This is a genomic window from Dickeya undicola (assembly GCF_000784735.1).
GTDB classification, from domain to species: domain Bacteria; phylum Pseudomonadota; class Gammaproteobacteria; order Enterobacterales; family Enterobacteriaceae; genus Dickeya; species Dickeya undicola.
The window spans coordinates 403770-420444 of sequence record NZ_JSYG01000004.1 but is presented as its reverse complement, the minus strand read 5'-3'; the positions used below and the strand labels follow the sequence as shown (position 1 = coordinate 420444).

The following is a 16675-nucleotide window of genomic DNA, read 5'->3' as shown; positions in this document are numbered from 1 at the left end:
CGTGTCAGGTCGGGCGGAGGCGGGAACAGGCGGTCATCCGTTCGATAAGCCAGCGGCCAGCGGGGCCTGGTGGGTTATCGATACGGTATACGGCCGACATCAGCATGGACGGCTCGTTAACCGGTTCATCTTCAATGGTGAGTTTGACCAGACGACCGCTTTCAAGGTCTGACTGGACGGTATGTATCGGCATTCCCCCCCAGCCCAACCCATTGAGTAAGAAAGCCTGTTTAGCAAAGAGGTCTGCCAGTTTCCAGGTTTTGGGGGACATGACGCCAAATTCTCGCCCTGTGGAATGCTCAGAGCGATCGGTCAGTACCAGTTGGACATGGTTGGCGAGTTCCTGCCGGGGGATCGGCCCCTGAAACGCGGCGAGCGGATGGTCTGCGGCGGCGACCATGGCGAAGGCGACGCGGGCCAGAGGCTCGGTGACGATGCCCGGCGGCGTCACCGGAAGAAAACCGACGATACCCACACTGGCGTGCCTGTCCAATACCGGTTGGTACGCCGCGCCCAACGCTTCAACATAGACGCGTAATGGCACGTTGGGAAACTGTTCGCGGAATGCTTTGGCCGCGTCAGTCAGTACGTCAATGGGGAAGAAGACATCGACCACGATGGTTAGCTCCGGTTCCAGCCCGGCGGCCATGCCTTTGGCACGCGATTTCATCGCATCAACACCGGCGACGATATTGCGAGCATTGACCAGTAATGCCGTACCTATCGGTGTCAGCCTCGGGTAACGGCCACTGCGATCAAAAAGCTCCACATTAAGCTGTTCTTCCAGACCACGTACCAGCTCACTGATGGCGGACTGCGCTCGCCTGAGTCGACGCGCCGCTGCCGAGAAGCTTCCTTCATCAACGGCGGCAATGAATGTTCGTAATTGATCCAGCGATACGCCATCGAGCATAGGGAATCCTGAAGTATCTGAAATAGAGATGGTATATATAATAATATAGCGTCTATTCAGATTGTTTGCAGGGTGAAATACTCCAGTCGTCATCCATACGCCGACCTGTTCCGGCCTTGTTTAGGAGATCTACCTGTGAGCATTCTGCATATTGATTCCAGTATTCTCGGCGGCCATTCCGTGAGCCGCCTGCTGTCTGCTGAGATTGTGGCCCGACAACGCCATATCCACCCGGAAAAAAACGTTATTCGCCGGGATCTCGCCGCTGATGCGGCATTACATCTCTCCCCCGACCATCTCGCCGTTTTCCAGGGCGGCACACCGGGCTCCCCGGCGCTTGGGCAGGATATCGTCCTTGGTGGTGCTTACATCAACGAGCTATTCGCCGCCGACGTCATCGTCATCGGCGTGCCGATGTACAACTTCTCGATCCCTTCGCAGCTCAAAGGTTGGATCGACCGTGTTCTGGTGGCCGGGCGTACCTTCCGCTATACCGAAAACGGCTCGGAAGGTTTGCTGCCGACAGGCAAGAAGGTGTTCATCGCCTCGGCGCGGGGCGGCGTTTACAGCGGCACCAGCCCGGCAGCCCCATTCGATCATCAGGAATCCTATCTGACTGCTGTGCTCAATTTCATCGGTTTGACCGACATCACCATTATTCGTGCAGAAGGTCTGGCGCTTGGTGATGACGCCAAAACCGCGGCGATTGCCCAAGCCAGGGCGGAAATCAACGCGCTCATCGCCTGAGTTCCCGTCGGGAAGGTGAGGGTTGCACGGTGCCCCCCGTTGTTGATGGGGTGCGGCACCGTCTTATCGCGCGGGCCATTTCGACATGCTGCTTCCCGCGCTAAGAGACGGCCCTTCACCACAAACGACGGCTTATAACTGAAAAAACGTTCTTCGCTGCAAAAAGGTACTGCTTATGGCACACCATCAGGCTTTCTCTACGACAACGCGAGCCGTTGTTCACCGTACTTCCGGGCAACGCTTTGGTCCTATCACCCGGATGATGTCACCGGGCGATGTGGGGCAGTGGGTCAAACCCTTCGTTTTTCTGGATCTGTTCGAGGCGGTGCCGTCAACCGGTTCAGGGTTCAGACCGCATCCGCACTCAGGTATTGCGACGCTCACAACCTTCCTCGAAGGCCGCATGACCTATGGCGATACCACCGGAAAACAGGGGGTGATGACCGCGGGATCGGTCGAGTGGATGCGTGCGGGAGGCGGGGTGTGGCACGCCGGTGAGCCTGCGCCTGACCACATGATGCGTGGGTATCAGCTCTGGATTGCACTACCGCCATCACTTGAGCTTGCACCTGCCCAGAGCCTGTATCTGACACCGGAACAGATCGCGTGTGACGGACCGGCGCGTATCCTGCTGGGCCGCTATGGCAACAAGGTCAGCCCGATTCCGCTACCGGTGTCCATCACCTACCTTCACGTCCTACTGGCGGACGGCGAACGTTGGACCTACCAACCCGCCGCTGATCACGATACGGCGTGGCTGGCGCTGAACAGCGGCAAGCTGCATGTCGGCGGTACGGTGCTTGAGCGCGAACTGGCGGTGTTCGAGCAAGGTAATGGAGTAATCGAGATGACGGCCGAGGGGGATGTCGAGCTGGTCATCGGTTCAGCGGCTACACATCCGTATCCGCTCGTGATGGGCGCGTATTCAGTCCACACCAATATCGACGCACTCGCCGAAGGCGAACGCACGATCAAGCAACTGCAACACAGCCCAGCGTTCACCGCGCTTAACCGCCGCGAAGCGCTGTGATCTTAACGTCATTTGAAAGGAACTGTTATTGGCGGTGGGGTGGACGGGCACCCAATCGCTTATCAACTGCGTGATGTCTAGTTAGTCGCTGCTATTGGTCTGCAACACCGCGACTGGTTTGCCAAACGATGATCTGTTTGCCAAACCATGACGAGTTCGTCAAACCACGCTAGTAGCGATTATGCCGTGGTATTGATATTGCGGCCAATCGCCGGGTTGGCGGGCAACTGTGGAATGGACTCAATGAGATTGGTTACTGTATTTTTCTGATTTTCCAATGATTTCTTCAGAACAGTCGTACCGATCTCGCTGCTCAGTTGCATGTTACTAAGGCCAGTGGAAAGTGATGCAATTTGTGATACATCCATCTTGGTTATCCTATTTCTGAGTTTGAGGAAGCCCGATACGCAAGGGAAATTCCCTGCTCATCAGTACACCGATGAGCTGGCGGCATGTGCGCCAGCTTTGATGGTATCGGTTTTTTCTGTTCAAACTTTAGCCTAGCAGATAGCGCCCATTACTGCCGCGCTATTTTTCCTGAAAACCAGGCGTCGGGAAGTTATTTGTCAAAAAACCAGTAACCCTGATTAACCAGCCCGGTCAGTTCCGCGATGAAAGCCGGATTGTGCAGCGCTTCGCCGAGTTCTTTTTTACCGAGCGTGGTGTAACGGCACAGCGCATCAGCGGCTTGCGGGGCGACCGTTTCCAGCTTTTCGCTGTTGATGAAAAAACTGTCGCCGATATGCAGTACCCGCAGCCCGTTTAAACGGGTCAGGGTTTCACCCGCCATCAGCGCGTCGGCAATTTCATCCGGTTCGTAGGGCGGCTCTGCGGGGGCGATATCCAGCTCATGGCGCGGTGTCGTCGCGAAGCGGCCGAACCACTGTTTAAAGTCTTCCGGTTGATTGAGCATGTCGATCATCATCGCGCGCAGGCGGTCCAGCTCATACGCTTCCACCCGGCCTGGGTGTTCCCGGCAGGTTAAATCCGGGTCGCTGTAGTGCTCGCCGCCGAGATCGTTTTCCAGCGCATAGTCGGCAAAACTGCTGATTAAATCCCGGCCGTTAGGTCCGCGGAAACCGACCGAGTAATTGAGCGCGGTTTCAAAGGTGAAGCCGTCGTGCGGGAAGCCCGGTGGAATATATAAAATGTCGCCCGGCGCAAGCTCTTCATCGATGATCGGTGTGAATGGGTCAACGTGCAGCAGCGCCGGATGCGGGCAGAACTGCCGCATCGGCAGCTTATCGCCAACGCGCCAGCGGCGGCGGCCCATCCCCTGAATGATAAACACGTCGTACTGGTCGATATGCGGCCCGACGCCGCCGCCCGGCACGGAAAAGGAGATCATCAGGTCGTCTAAACGCCAGTCCGGCAGCACGCGAAACGGCCGCACCAGCTCGGCAGACGGAACATGCCAGTGATTAACCGCCTGAGCTAACAGCGACCAGTCGGTTTCCCCTAAATGATCGAACTGCTCAAACGGCCCGTTCCACGCCTGCCACTGCCCATTAACATGGCTGACGATGCGGCTGTCCACCTCCGGCTCCATCGCCAGCCCCGCCAGTTCATCCGGCGTAATGGGGTCGACGAAGTTCGGGAAGGCATTCTTTAAAACAACGGGTTGTTTTTGCCAGTATTTTTCTAAAAATTCGGGCCAGTTAAGGTTGAGTTGATAAGCCATACGTTCACACCAGTGAGAAGACAAACGGGCTTGATTATAAAGAGGCTCACGCCTGTACCGCTTTGTCATGGGTCAAGGTAGCGCGCTCGGGATGCGGCCCAATCTATGCTGCCGAATACGGGATTGACCCATTGCTACCCAAAACCTCGTTTCGGGTCATTACCTGATGCACTAATCTGTGTAAAATCAGCGCTAACCCAATATCGTGGAGTGCTCTGCTATGGCTGGCGTGAACAAAACGCACCTGACTGAAACGGATATCATCAGCAAATTTATCCTTCCCGCGGTGAAGGAAGCAGGCTGGGATGATGTGGCGCAGATCCGTCAGGAAGTGAAACTGCGTGATGGCAAGGTGGTGGTGCGTGGCAAATTGGCCTCACGCATCAAAGTCAAATCCGCCGATATTGTGCTGTATCACAAGCCCAATTTGCCGTTGGCGGTGATCGAAGCCAAGGCCAACCAGCACGCCATCAGCAAAGGGATGCAGCAGGGGTTGGATTATGCCCGCCTGCTCGATGTGCCCTTTGTTTTTGCCTCTAACGGTGATGGGTTTGTTTTCCACGATAAAACCAATCCGCAGCAGCTCGAATCCGAAATCGCCCTCAGCGACTTCCCAACACCTGAACAGCTGTGGCAAAAATACTGTGTCTGGAAAGGGTTCACGCAGGAACAGCTACCCATTATCAGCCAGGATTATTACGACGACGGTAGCGGAAAATCCCCCCGTTATTATCAGATGCAGGCTGTTAACCGCACGGTGGATGCCGTGTCGGCCGGAAAGAACCGCATTCTGCTGGTGATGGCGACAGGGACAGGAAAAACCTACACCGCGTTCCAGATAATCTGGCGATTGTGGAAAGCCAAACACAAAAAACGCATCCTGTTCCTCGCGGACCGCAATGTGCTGGTCGACCAGGCCAAACGTAATGATTTTCAGCCGTTCGGCACCGCGATGACCAAGGTTTCCGGGCGCACCATCGACCCGGCTTACGAGGTGCATCTGGCGTTGTATCAGGCGATAACCGGGCCGGAAGAACATCAGAAAGCCTATAAACAGGTATCACCGGACTTCTTTGACCTGATCGTGATTGACGAATGCCACCGTGGCAGCGCGTCTGAAGATTCTGCCTGGCGCGAGATTCTGGAATATTTCGGCAGTGCCACGCAGGTGGGGCTGACGGCAACGCCAAAAGAAACCGAAGACGTCTCTAATATCGATTACTTCGGCGAACCGGTTTACACCTACTCGCTGAAAGAGGGCATTGAAGACGGTTTCCTCGCGCCTTACAAAGTGGTGCGCGTTGATATCGACGTTGACGTGCAAGGCTGGCGGCCCATAAAAGGCCAGTTGGATAAATACGGCGCAGAAATTGAAGACCGTATCTACAACCTGAAAGATTTTGACCGCACGCTGGTGATTGATGAACGCACCATGCTGGTGGCGCAAACCATCACCGATTACCTCAAACGTACCAACCCGATGGATAAAACCATCGTTTTCTGTAACGACATCGATCACGCCGACCGAATGCGCCACGCGCTGGTGATCCTCAATGCGCAAGAGGTGTTGAAGAACGAAAAATACGTGATGAAAATCACCGGCGATGACGATATCGGCAAGGCGGAATTGGAGAACTTCACCAACCCCAAAAAAGCCTACCCGGTGATTGCCACCACGTCTGAACTGATGACCACCGGCGTCGATGCACAGACCTGCAAACTGGTGGTACTGGATCAAAACATTCAGTCGATGACCAAGTTCAAACAAATCATCGGGCGCGGCACACGCATCAACGAAAAGCACGGCAAGCTGTGGTTCACCATCCTCGACTTCAAAAAAGCCACCGAGCTGTTTGCCGACCCTCGCTTTGACGGCGTGCCAGAAAAAGTACTGGTGGTAACACCCGGCGACATTTCCGACAGCGATTCCGACTTCAATGAACAACTGGATGCGGAAGATAACGCGGATAACGGCGATAACCCCGGCAATAACGCGCGCGAAGACGATGCGGGTTATCAGGCCGAGCGCGACAGGCAGTCGGGCAGCGGTGAATTCCATCATGACAACGAAAACAGAGCCCGCAAATTCTATGTGAACGGCGTGGCGGTGAACGTGCTGGCGAAGCGCGTTCAGTATTACGATGCCGACGGCAAACTGGTCACCGAATCCTTCCAGGATTACACCCGCAAAACGCTGCTCAAAGACCGTGAATACGCGTCACTGGATAGCTTCGTGCGCAAATGGCAGCAGGCACCCCGCAAGCAGGTGATTATCGACGAACTGGCACAACTGGGCATTCTGTGGGATGTGCTGGCCGAAGAGGTGGGTAAAGATCTCGACCCGTTTGATTTGCTCTGCCATGTGGTGTACGGTCAGCCGCCGTTAACTCGTCGGGAGCGTGCCGCCAATGTGCGTAAACGCAACTACTTCACCCAATACGCCGAACCGGCGCGGCAGGTGCTTAGCTCGTTGCTGGATAAATACGCCGACGAAGGGGTGCAGGAAATTGAGGATGTGCAGGTGCTGAAACTAAAACCGTTCGATACCCTGGGCCGCCCCATTGAGATCATCAAAACCCGCTTTGGTGACAAGCAGGCGTATGAGCAAGCCGTCAACGAACTGGAAAACGAAATCTACCAGTTACCACCGCGCTCCGCCTGATAATGAACACAGACTGCCACTGGCCGCGCCTGCCGCCAGTGGCATCCTTTTTTAGAATGGAAAGAAAACATGTCGATTAGCTCAGTCATTAAATCCCTTCAGGACATTATGCGTAAAGACGCCGGTGTCGATGGCGATGCCCAGCGACTGGGGCAGCTCTCATGGCTGCTGTTTCTGAAGATTTTTGATACCCAGGAAGAAGAGCTGGAACTGGAGCAGGATCACTACCAGTTCCCGATCCCGCAGCGCTATTTGTGGCGCAGTTGGGCGGCGAACAGCGAAGGCATCACCGGTGATGCGCTGCTGGAATTTGTCAACGATGACCTGTTTCCAACCCTGAAAAACCTCACCGCGCCGATCGATAAAAACCCGCGTGGCTTTGTGGTCAAACAGGCGTTCAGCGATGCCTACAACTACATGAAAAACGGCACCTTGCTGCGTCAGGTGATCAACAAACTTAACGAAATCGACTTCAGCAGCAGTCAGGAGCGCCACCTGTTTGGCGATATCTACGAACAGATCCTGCGCGACCTGCAAAGCGCCGGTAATGCGGGCGAGTTCTACACCCCGCGTGCGGTGACGCGCTTTATGGTCAACCGCATCGACCCAAAACTGGGCGAGTCGATTATGGACCCGGCCTGCGGTACTGGCGGTTTCCTCGCCTGCGCGTTCGACCATGTAAAAGCGCATTACGTCAACACCACCGAAGACCACAAAAGGCTGCAACAGCAGATCTACGGCGTAGAGAAGAAACAGCTTCCGCACCTGCTGTGCACCACCAACATGCTGCTGCACGGCATTGAAGTACCGGTACAAATTCGCCACGACAACACGCTCAACAAGCCGCTCTCTTCCTGGGACGAACAGGTGGATGTGATTGTCACCAACCCACCGTTTGGCGGCACCGAAGAAGACGGCATTGAGAAGAACTTCCCGGCAGAGATGCAGACCCGTGAAACCGCCGATCTGTTCCTGCAACTGATTATCGAAGTGCTGGCAGACAAAGGCCGCGCGGCGGTAGTGCTGCCGGATGGCACGCTATTTGGCGAAGGCGTAAAAACCAAAATCAAAAAGCTGCTCACCGAAACGTGCAACCTGCACACCATCGTGCGGTTACCGAACGGCGTGTTCAATCCGTATACCGGCATCAAAACCAATATTCTGTTCTTCACCAAGGGCCAGCCAACCAAACAGGTGTGGTTCTACGAACACCCGTACCCGGACGGCGTGAAAAACTACAGCAAAACCAAACCGATGAAGTTTGACGAGTTCCAGGCGGAAATCGATTGGTGGGGCCAGGAAGAAGACGGTTTTGCCAGCCGTGAAGAGAATAATCAGGCGTGGAAAGTCAGCATCGACGACATCATCGCCCGCAACTTTAACCTTAATATCAAGAACCCGTATCAGGGCGAAACCCTCAGCCACGACCCGGACGAACTGCTGGCGCAGTACCAGACGCAGCAGGCGGAAATCAGCGAACTGCGTAACCAGTTGCGCGATATCCTCGGTGCCGCGCTTTCTGGCAACAAGGGGGCGAACTGATGTCTGTTGAGACGCTTATCACCGACCATATTGATATCTGGTCTTCTGCCCTGCAAACCCGCTCCACTGCCGGGCGCGGTAGCAACGGCAAAATCGACCTCTACGGCATTAAGAAACTGCGTGAGCTGATTCTGGAACTGGCGGTACGCGGCAAACTGGTGCCGCAAGACCCGAATGATGAACCGGCGTCTGAACTGTTAAAGCGTATTGCTGCCGAGAAAGCCGAGCTGGTGAAACAGGGGAAGATTAAACAGCAGAAGCCGCTGCCGGAAATTAGTGAGGACGAGAAGCCGTTTGAATTGCCGAGCGGGTGGGAGTGGACAAGAATAAATCATGTCGGTCATGACTGGGGGCAAAAAACTCCCGAAAGTGATTTCACATATATTGATGTTGGATCTATTAACAAAGAAATAGGCATCATTGCAGAACCAGCAATAATAAAAGCTCAAGATGCACCTTCACGAGCAAGGAAAATTGTTCGTAGAAATACTGTCATATACTCTACAGTTCGTCCTTATCTGCTTAATATTGCAGTGATAAATGATGATTTCTATCCAGAGCCTATTGCTAGTACAGCATTCGCAATAGTCCACCCATGGGATGGTATTTCATCAACATTTATTTATCATTACCTTCGCTCACCGGTATTTATTAGTTACGTTGAAAGTTGTCAGACAGGGATTGCTTACCCTGCGATTAATGATAAGCAGTTTTTTACTGGAGTAATTGCTATACCTCCATCCGAAGAACAGCGCCTTATTGTAGATAAAGTCAATGAACTCATGTCCCTCTGCGACCAACTGGAACAGCAATCTCTAACCAGTCTCGATGCCCATCAGCAACTGGTAGACATCCTGCTGGCAACGCTGACCGATAGCCAAAATGCCGAAGAACTCGCCGAAAACTGGGCGCGAATCAGCCAGCATTTCGACACGCTATTTACCACCGAAGCAAGTATCGATGCGCTTAAGCAAACCATTCTGCAACTGGCGGTGATGGGCAAACTGGTGCCGCAAGACCCCAACGACGAACCGGCATCTGAACTGCTTAAACGTATTGAACAGGAAAAAGCGCAACTGGTAAAAGAAGGAAAAATTAAAAAACAAAAACCGTTGCCGCCGGTGAGTGATGAAGAAAAACCGTTTGAGTTGCCAGAGGGGTGGGAGTGGTGCCGTATAATCGAAATAGCTCAGGTCGGTACAGGGGCAACACCATCCAGAGATAACTCTGATTATTGGCAGCATCCTGAGTACAATTGGGTTACAAGTGGTGAAACCTCTTCACCATTTATATTTAATACGGCTGAGAAAATCTCTGTAAAAGCTGTAAAAGAAACAAATGTGTCCATTTATTCTCCAGGTACACTGATTATTGCAATGTATGGTCAAGGGAAAACTCGTGGCCAAATAACTGAGTTATGTATTTCAGCTGGCACAAATCAAGCTTGTGCAGCAATTCAGCTTTTTGATAAAAATGAATATCACCGTCGTTATATAAAATTGTTTTTCGAAAAATCTTATGAAGACTTAAGAAGTTTGGCAGCAGGAGGAGCACAACCAAATTTAAATTTGGCAAAAGTATCGAATACGTTAATTCCGATGCCGCCTTTCAGTGAACAAATAAAAATAACCACCAAGGTTGAGGAATTATTTAAGGTTTGCGACAACCTCAAATCCCGCCTCCAATCCGCCCAACAAACCCAGCTCCATCTGGCGGATGCGCTCACTGAGGCCGCATTAAACTAAGGAACAGACGATGCCGATTCATCATGCTATCTGGCGGGTAGGGGAGAACCCTCAGCCGCTGACCATCAGTAAAATAGCCAGCGAGCAATTGTTGGAGACGATGATCTTAAACGATCCCACCATTCTCTCTGACCAGTGGATGATTATCGGCCATCAGGAACCGACGCTCGATAAAGGGCGCATCGACTTGCTGGCGATTGCGCCGGATGCGTCGCTGATCCTGATTGAGCTTAAACGTGACCGCACGCCGCGTGAGGTGGTGGCGCAGGCGCTGGATTACGCCTCCTGGGTGGATGACTTAACCATGGCGACACACGGTAGAAAAACTAAAGCGGTATTTCGGGAAGTGGAACACGGCGTTGTGATGTCCCGGTGATGATATTAAAACAGAGGGAATATCAATAGTTAGCGCTATGATTTCATTACACTTAATGCAGTTTGGCGAAAACAACCATAGGCTTCTTCCCATGAAACGCGGGGTTCACAAACACCATTGGTGCTAAGAATTGTTGATAGCGCATTTTATAAACAGGATTGCTAGCCAGTTCTTCCAGCCCCCTTTTGAGTTCCTCAATAGGTGATTTGCAGAACTCAGGATACTGATTACCGTAACGTTCAATATCTTGCCCAATACATTCCTGAATAAAATGAGTTAAAACGGGAGCATTAACGCCTTTCTCTCTGACAATACAAAAATTGTCGTAGATATGGCGCACCAATGATTCATCCTCTGTTCGTTCCACATCACGCATACTTGCAGCCGTTCTACGCATCATCGAAACCAGTTTTTCAGCCTGTGTACTGGTAACCGTGGCACACGGAAATGCTCGAACCCGTTCCCCTTTTTTCGTGACATCAGTTATTAATGAATAAATATCACGCGTTTCTGATGATTCAAGCAAGTCTGTTTCCATCAACTCCAGTTTAATAAAGGGGCGCAGGCAGGGGATTTGTGAATACGTCTGCGGATAACGCACGGGAATGTCATTGTAACGATATTCATCGCGAGTGACTTTGGGATAGTCATCGTCAAAACTAAAAAAACCTGAAGCAATAACCACTTCGGTAATCGTCCGGATGATCTCTTTACGGATATTCTTACGCTGGTTTCTTGAGCTTTGCTGCAAAAAATTAGCGGTAGGAACCAGTTTGATATCTACATCTTCTGACATCCGGTTTAACGATATCCCTGCTTTCGACAACGCTGTGCCTCCGGCAAAAACCAGTTGATGCGTATCAAAAATCAGAGGCTGAAGCAGGCGTAATAATTCAACGATGTAATAATCTTTCTCCACTATGGCGACAGACTCAATGCCCAATGCATCGGCAACGTCAGGAAATAATCCGGTTAAGTCATCCATTTAATTTGCTATTCCCGACAGACAACACGCGCTTAAAACGTGGGGAGGTTTTGATTTCCACTGATGCCGGAACCTGAGTTGACTTGCCGCTATTGTAGGCGTTAGCTGCATCAGCAAGGTTATAGTCTACTTTTAGACGTTCTAGCGCTTCGATCATTACCGCAGCAGAACCACCGGGAGAGGCGGGCATTAACCTACCCGTAATCGCGTTTTTCCGTGCTTTGGTGTAGACGCCATAGCCCACTTTCAGTAGCTGCTCTTCTTTCACCAATTCACGAAGTGCTCTGCCAACTTGATCGTAACCTGCAACATCGCTGAAGTCGTCACGAGTGAAAACATAGCGCTTTGAGCGTTTCAGCCGTGACTGAATACGAGCTTTTATCGTCATGCCACTCTCCTTTGTTTATTTATTAACCATAGCAAACATACGACAAATTTAACAGCAAAAATACGACAGGATAAGATGTGATCCTACCTACGTAATATGGATAAGGTCCTAAGCGAGGTTTTACCTGGCGCTGTTAACTATCACAGTAAACGGCCCCATGAATCCCTGAATACCCTGATACCGGAGGCGTCTCGGCTGATGGTTGAAGACCTGGAAATCTCAAACAGTGTGTAGGACTAAGGCCGGGGTACTTAGCGTTTCTTATTGAACATAACGTACTTCCAGTGACCCAAATGAAGCGACAACGCGATGGACCACACTGGACCTCAGTAGGCGATAATGCACAAGAGGTTTGTCAACGTTAAGAAAATGCGGAATACAAAGAGAGGAATACAAAGAGAGATGGTACGCCCTACAGGATTCGAACCTGTGACCTACGGCTTAGAAGGCCGTTGCTCTATCCAACTGAGCTAAGGGCGCCTTGATGGGATACAGTCGCTTGGCGATGTGGGCTGGATTATACCGGGCATCCCTGGTGAGTCAATGAATTGGCACGTGATTTGGACTGGTCGGCGAATCCCTGAACAACCTTCGTCTTGTTTCCTGTTATTCCTGCAAATGAAACCGGCACATTGGAAGCCATCTCGCAAATTGAACGGTTTCGGTGATATCTGTTTGAGTTCTTCCCCCATTGCTGAGTAAGTTATTGGCTATCTCGTCTGCAGGTATCGATGCAGGCTGTTACTCCATCCCAGGTCATCCGTGCCGAAATGGCTGCACGGTTGACGACAGTATCAAGGGCACACGAGGTCTATGCGTAAAGGGTTACTTGGAATTTACGGTTGGATGCTGCTGATGGCGCTGGTTGCCTTCAGTTCGGTCAGTATGGCCGCCACAGTTCCTGCGCCGGATGGGCAGGAGGAAACCGCGGACAAGGTGAATGTGGATACCGAACTGGTCAAGTTGCAAAAACAGCTTGATGGCATCAAACAGCAGGTATCCGGCACCACTGCTGATGCCAAACTCAATGCATTAAATGACACCACGCTGGAACTGGTCACCAGTGCGGACAAGCTCGTTAGTATCCTGACGCCAATGGGGGCGCAATTGCAGGCGCAACTGGACGTTCTGGGGCCCGCGCCGCAGCCACAGGCTGCCGTAACAGAAACCGCCGAAGTCACCCGTAAACGCGCCACGCTTAACCAGCAGAAACAGAAACTGGATACCCAGGCCAGCCAGGTGCAGGCAATTAAAACCGGGGCGGAGAACCTGTCGACACAGATTCTGGCGCTGCGTCGAAATGTACTGAAAAGTCAGTTGGCGCTCAATTCTGGCAGTATTCTTGGCAGCCGCTTTTGGTCACCGATTCTCAAACCCATGCAGGAAGACATCGAACGGTTATCCGATTTGAAGGATGACCTGAGCGAGTCGTTTATTGCCGCCTGGCAACCCGAATGGCGTTACGGGTCGGCGTTTTTTCTGCTGCTGGCGGTGGTGCTGAGTACCGCAGGGCGGAAATTATTGGAGAAATATCTGGCGCGGGCGGGCATTCATTGGCTGCCGGAAGGTCGCCTGCGGCGCAGTTTTTTGGCTATCGCGGTGGTGTTTTCCACTGCGTTGACGATGGGGCTGGCGGTCCTGCTGGTGGATTATGTTTTTACTCGTCATGGCGATGTGACCGATCGTGCCGAAGGATTCATGGAAAGCCTGGTCCGGCTGGTGGTGTTCTGTTCGATGATTTCCGGACTGGGGCGGGCTTTTCTCTCCAATAAGCGCCCGTCGTGGCGGTTGCCCGCGATTGCCAACCCGGTGGCTCGGGCGATGGAACCGTTCTCGATTATTGCCACCGGTTTTATTGTGCTCTTTGGCATCGTTGAGCAGGTCAATACTATCAGCGGCATTTCGGTGGGGGTAACGGTAGTTGGCAACGGCTTATCGTCACTTTTTCTGGCGTTAACGGCTGGGGCGATAGCCTTGCGTAGCGATCAGATTCGTCGGCGTATGGTGGAGGCAGGCGAATCGCCAGAAGCACGTTCAACCCTGTCGGGATTGATTCATCTGGCCGTACTGCTGATTGCGCTGGCGGTACTGGTATCGCTGCTGATTGGCTATATCTCGCTGGCGCGTTTTCTGATGTATGAGCTGGTGTGGGTTGGCATGGTGGTATCGCTGTTGTATCTGTTGACCACGTTTGTGGAAGACGTGTGCGAAAGCCTGTTTTCCCCAGCGTTTGCCAGCGGTCGGCAGATCAAGCGAACGCTGAATCTGGATGACCGACATTTGGACCAAGCCGCGGCTATTTTGTCCGCCGGGTTTAAAGTGCTGTTGATTCTGATGGCGGTCATGGCACTGCTGAATGGCACGTTTGGTTCGACCACGCCGGTCGAGCTGGTGCAGAAGGCGGTGGAAATCTGGGGCGGGAAGGGCCTGGAATCCATCAGCATCGTGCCCGCCCATTTGGTGAATGCCGTGGTTCTGCTGGTTATCGGCATTTACAGTTTGCGGGTATCCCGCCGCTGGCTGGAGCACGAATTCTTTCCGAAAACGACGCTGGAAGCCGGTATCAAAGCCTCTCTGGTGACGTTGTATTCCAACCTTGGCTACATCCTGATTATTCTGCTGACGCTGGCGACGCTGGGTATCGAGTGGAACAAGTTGGCGTGGATTGTCAGCGCCCTGTCGGTTGGGATCGGTTTTGGTTTACAGGAGATCGTGAAGAACTTTATTTCCGGGTTGATTCTGCTGACTGAACGGCCGGTCAAGGTGGGCGATCTGGTTAACATCAGTGGTGTTGAAGGCGATATTCGGCGTATCAATGTGCGTGCGACGGAAATTCAATTGGGCGACCGTTCTACGGTGATCGTGCCCAACTCCCAGTTTATTTCACAGAATGTGCGCAACATTACCATGGGGAATCCGCATGGGGTGGCGACGCTGGCGCTGACCTTTCCGCTGGATATTGACCCGGAGGTGGTCAAAAACATTCTGCTGGATGCTTACGCTGCGCATGAAAAAATTCTGGAAACCCCAGCGCCGTCGGTCATGTTCAGCCAACTGACCCCAAATGGCATGGTGCTCAGCGTGACCGGGTATGTCGGCAGCCCGCGTATGGTGGCGTCGGCCAAAAGCGATCTGTTATTCGATATCATCAAACGCCTGAGAACCGAGAGTATTCCGTTGGCGGTGCCGCAGAAAATGGTGCTGGAAAGCAATGTCGATGTGGCCGCGTTGCAGGCGGAGGCGTCGCCCAGAGAGTAAACGTGGTTGAGAGCCAATGTGGTTGCGGTGTGCGGGTAACCTGTCACGGCAAACAGAAGCAGACCGGCTTTCCTGATGGATGGCGAGCCGGTCCGCAACACGAGCGGGTTAACGTGTTTGCGCGTGGGCCATCTCGATGTAGATGTCGCGCAGGCAGCGAGTGACCGGGCCTGGCTTGCCATCGCCGACCTGACGACCGTCGATTTTCACGACCGGCAAGACAAAGGAGGTAGCGGAAGTGATGAAGATCTCCCGCGCCTGCCAGGCTTCTTCCGGTGTGAACGGGCGTTCTTCTACCGCAATTTGCTGCTGTTCGGCCAGTTTCAGCAGGGACTGGCGGGTAATACCGTGCAGGATATCGTGACTCAGCGGGCGGGTAACGACGGTATTGTTTTCCAGCACGATATAGCAGTTGCAGGAGGTGCCTTCGGTGACAAAACCATTTTCGACTAACAGCGCATCGTCAGCCTGGTGAGCGTGTGCAAACTCTTTCGCCATACAAGCGGCCAGCAGGCTGACCGTTTTGATATCGCGGCGATGCCAGCGGATATCCGGGCAGGTGACGACGGATAACCCGGTTTCGGCTTTAGGGTGATTGATGATCGGGCGATCCTGCGTGAACAGGACCAGCGTCGGCTTGACCTCGGCCGACGGAAAATAGAAGTCGCGATCGCCGCCGTTGCCGCGGCTGAGCTGAAGGTAAATCGAGCCTTCATGCAGGTGGTTTCGTTCAATCAGTTGCTGGTGGATGGTTTTGAGGTCATCGATCGACACCGGCAGAGATAAAGAAAGCTCACGGCAGGAGCGTTGCAGCCGCACCAGATGGGCATCCAGGTCAACCAGCCCACCGTTGATGACCGACGTCACCTCATAAACGGCGTCAGCAAACAGAAAACCGCGATCGAACACCGAAATGGTGGCTTGAGATTCCGGCAGGTACTGACCATCAACATAAACACTGCGCTGCATGACAACACTCCTTAATGATGTCGGGCATAAAACCACGCCGCACTGCCGTATCTGAGTAGCGGCAACGGCTTCTGGGATAAAACGGTTCAGGAATAAAACCATTCAAGAATAAAACCATTCAGGAATCGGACGGGCTGTTCTGCCGACAGCAGTTGGAGGCATCGGGGGCAAAGATTGTCGCGCGTCGTAACCGCGCATAAAGATACTGATTTCTTGGATGGGGTGAAAGAGCGTTGCAACAGTCTGTCACAGGAAAAGGTGCTAAAGAGACGTCAGCGACGCTTGACCTTGACGCGCCATCAGCAAGCTACATGCGGGTGGCGAAAAATAATCGCCTGGCGATCTCGACAAATCTCTGCCAACTGGGATAGGGTGAATG

The 16675-nt window shown here is 52.9% G+C and carries 11 protein-coding genes, 1 tRNA gene and 2 pseudogenes; 7 read left to right on the top strand and 7 right to left on the bottom strand.

What is annotated here, in order from left to right; genetic code table 11:
- Positions 1-4 precede the first annotated feature (4 nt).
- Positions 5-913, bottom strand: coding sequence for a LysR family transcriptional regulator (locus OB87_RS02690; RefSeq protein ID WP_033567868.1), 909 nt, complete (start codon positions 911-913; stop codon positions 5-7).
- A 135-nt stretch (positions 914-1048) separates the two neighbouring features.
- On the opposite strand from OB87_RS02690, the gene OB87_RS02685 reads away from it, so the two are divergent.
- A complete protein-coding gene (locus OB87_RS02685) occupies positions 1049-1660 on the top strand; it encodes an FMN-dependent NADH-azoreductase (RefSeq protein WP_033567867.1) in 612 nt (203 codons plus the stop codon).
- 175 nt (positions 1661-1835) lie between these two features.
- Positions 1836-2690: a pirin family protein gene (locus tag OB87_RS02680; RefSeq protein ID WP_033567866.1), complete on the top strand. Its 855-nt coding sequence runs from the start codon at positions 1836-1838 to the stop codon at positions 2688-2690.
- Positions 2691-2869: 179 nt separating this feature from the next.
- On the opposite strand, the gene OB87_RS02675 is transcribed toward OB87_RS02680, so the two are convergent.
- Positions 2870-3058, bottom strand: a complete 189-nt coding sequence (locus tag OB87_RS02675; RefSeq protein ID WP_033567865.1) for a YjfB family protein — start codon at positions 3056-3058, stop codon at positions 2870-2872.
- A 191-nt stretch (positions 3059-3249) separates the two neighbouring features.
- Positions 3250-4371 carry a ribosomal protein uL16 3-hydroxylase gene (locus OB87_RS02670; protein WP_033567864.1) on the bottom strand — a complete coding sequence of 374 codons (1122 nt, stop codon included), beginning with the start codon at positions 4369-4371 and terminating at the stop codon, positions 3250-3252.
- A gap of 220 nt (positions 4372-4591) precedes the next feature.
- Here OB87_RS02670 and hsdR point away from each other — a divergent pair, with 220 nt between their 5' ends.
- The 4 genes and pseudogenes from hsdR to OB87_RS02650 form a co-directional block, all read left to right on the top strand.
- A complete protein-coding gene (hsdR, locus tag OB87_RS02665; RefSeq protein ID WP_033567863.1) occupies positions 4592-7033 on the top strand; it encodes an EcoAI/FtnUII family type I restriction enzme subunit R in 2442 nt (813 codons plus the stop codon).
- Positions 7034-7102: 69 nt separating this feature from the next.
- Positions 7103-8575 carry an N-6 DNA methylase gene (locus OB87_RS02660; RefSeq protein ID WP_033567862.1) on the top strand — a complete coding sequence of 491 codons (1473 nt, stop codon included), beginning with the start codon at positions 7103-7105 and terminating at the stop codon, positions 8573-8575.
- Positions 8575-10320, top strand: a complete 1746-nt coding sequence (locus OB87_RS02655; RefSeq protein WP_033567861.1) for a restriction endonuclease subunit S — start codon at positions 8575-8577, stop codon at positions 10318-10320. Before OB87_RS02660 ends, OB87_RS02655 begins: the two co-directional genes overlap by 1 nt.
- A gap of 10 nt (positions 10321-10330) precedes the next feature.
- Positions 10331-10624, top strand: a pseudogene (locus OB87_RS02650) (nuclease); the annotation flags it as partial.
- A 107-nt stretch (positions 10625-10731) separates the two neighbouring features.
- Here OB87_RS02650 and OB87_RS02645 read toward each other — a convergent pair.
- The 3 genes and pseudogenes from OB87_RS02645 to OB87_RS02635 form a co-directional block, all read right to left on the bottom strand.
- Positions 10732-11681 (bottom strand): annotated as a pseudogene (locus OB87_RS02645) (nucleotidyl transferase AbiEii/AbiGii toxin family protein).
- Positions 11674-12069, bottom strand: coding sequence for a DUF6088 family protein (locus OB87_RS02640; RefSeq protein ID WP_033567859.1), 396 nt, complete (start codon positions 12067-12069; stop codon positions 11674-11676). The pseudogene OB87_RS02645 and the gene OB87_RS02640 overlap by 8 nt, the downstream one beginning before the upstream one ends.
- Before the next feature lie 403 nt (positions 12070-12472).
- Positions 12473-12549: transfer RNA gene (locus OB87_RS02635), tRNA-Arg, on the bottom strand.
- A 333-nt stretch (positions 12550-12882) separates the two neighbouring features.
- Here OB87_RS02635 and OB87_RS02630 point away from each other — a divergent pair.
- Positions 12883-15327, top strand: a complete 2445-nt coding sequence (locus tag OB87_RS02630) for a DUF3772 domain-containing protein (protein WP_050515605.1) — start codon at positions 12883-12885, stop codon at positions 15325-15327.
- 108 nt (positions 15328-15435) lie between these two features.
- Here the strand turns inward: OB87_RS02630 and OB87_RS02625 are convergent, their stop codons facing one another.
- The gene (locus OB87_RS02625) at positions 15436-16296 is read right to left on the bottom strand and encodes a D-amino-acid transaminase (protein WP_033567858.1); all 861 of its coding nucleotides are present in this window, start codon (positions 16294-16296) and stop codon (positions 15436-15438) included.
- Between the last annotated feature and the right edge of the window lie 379 nt (positions 16297-16675).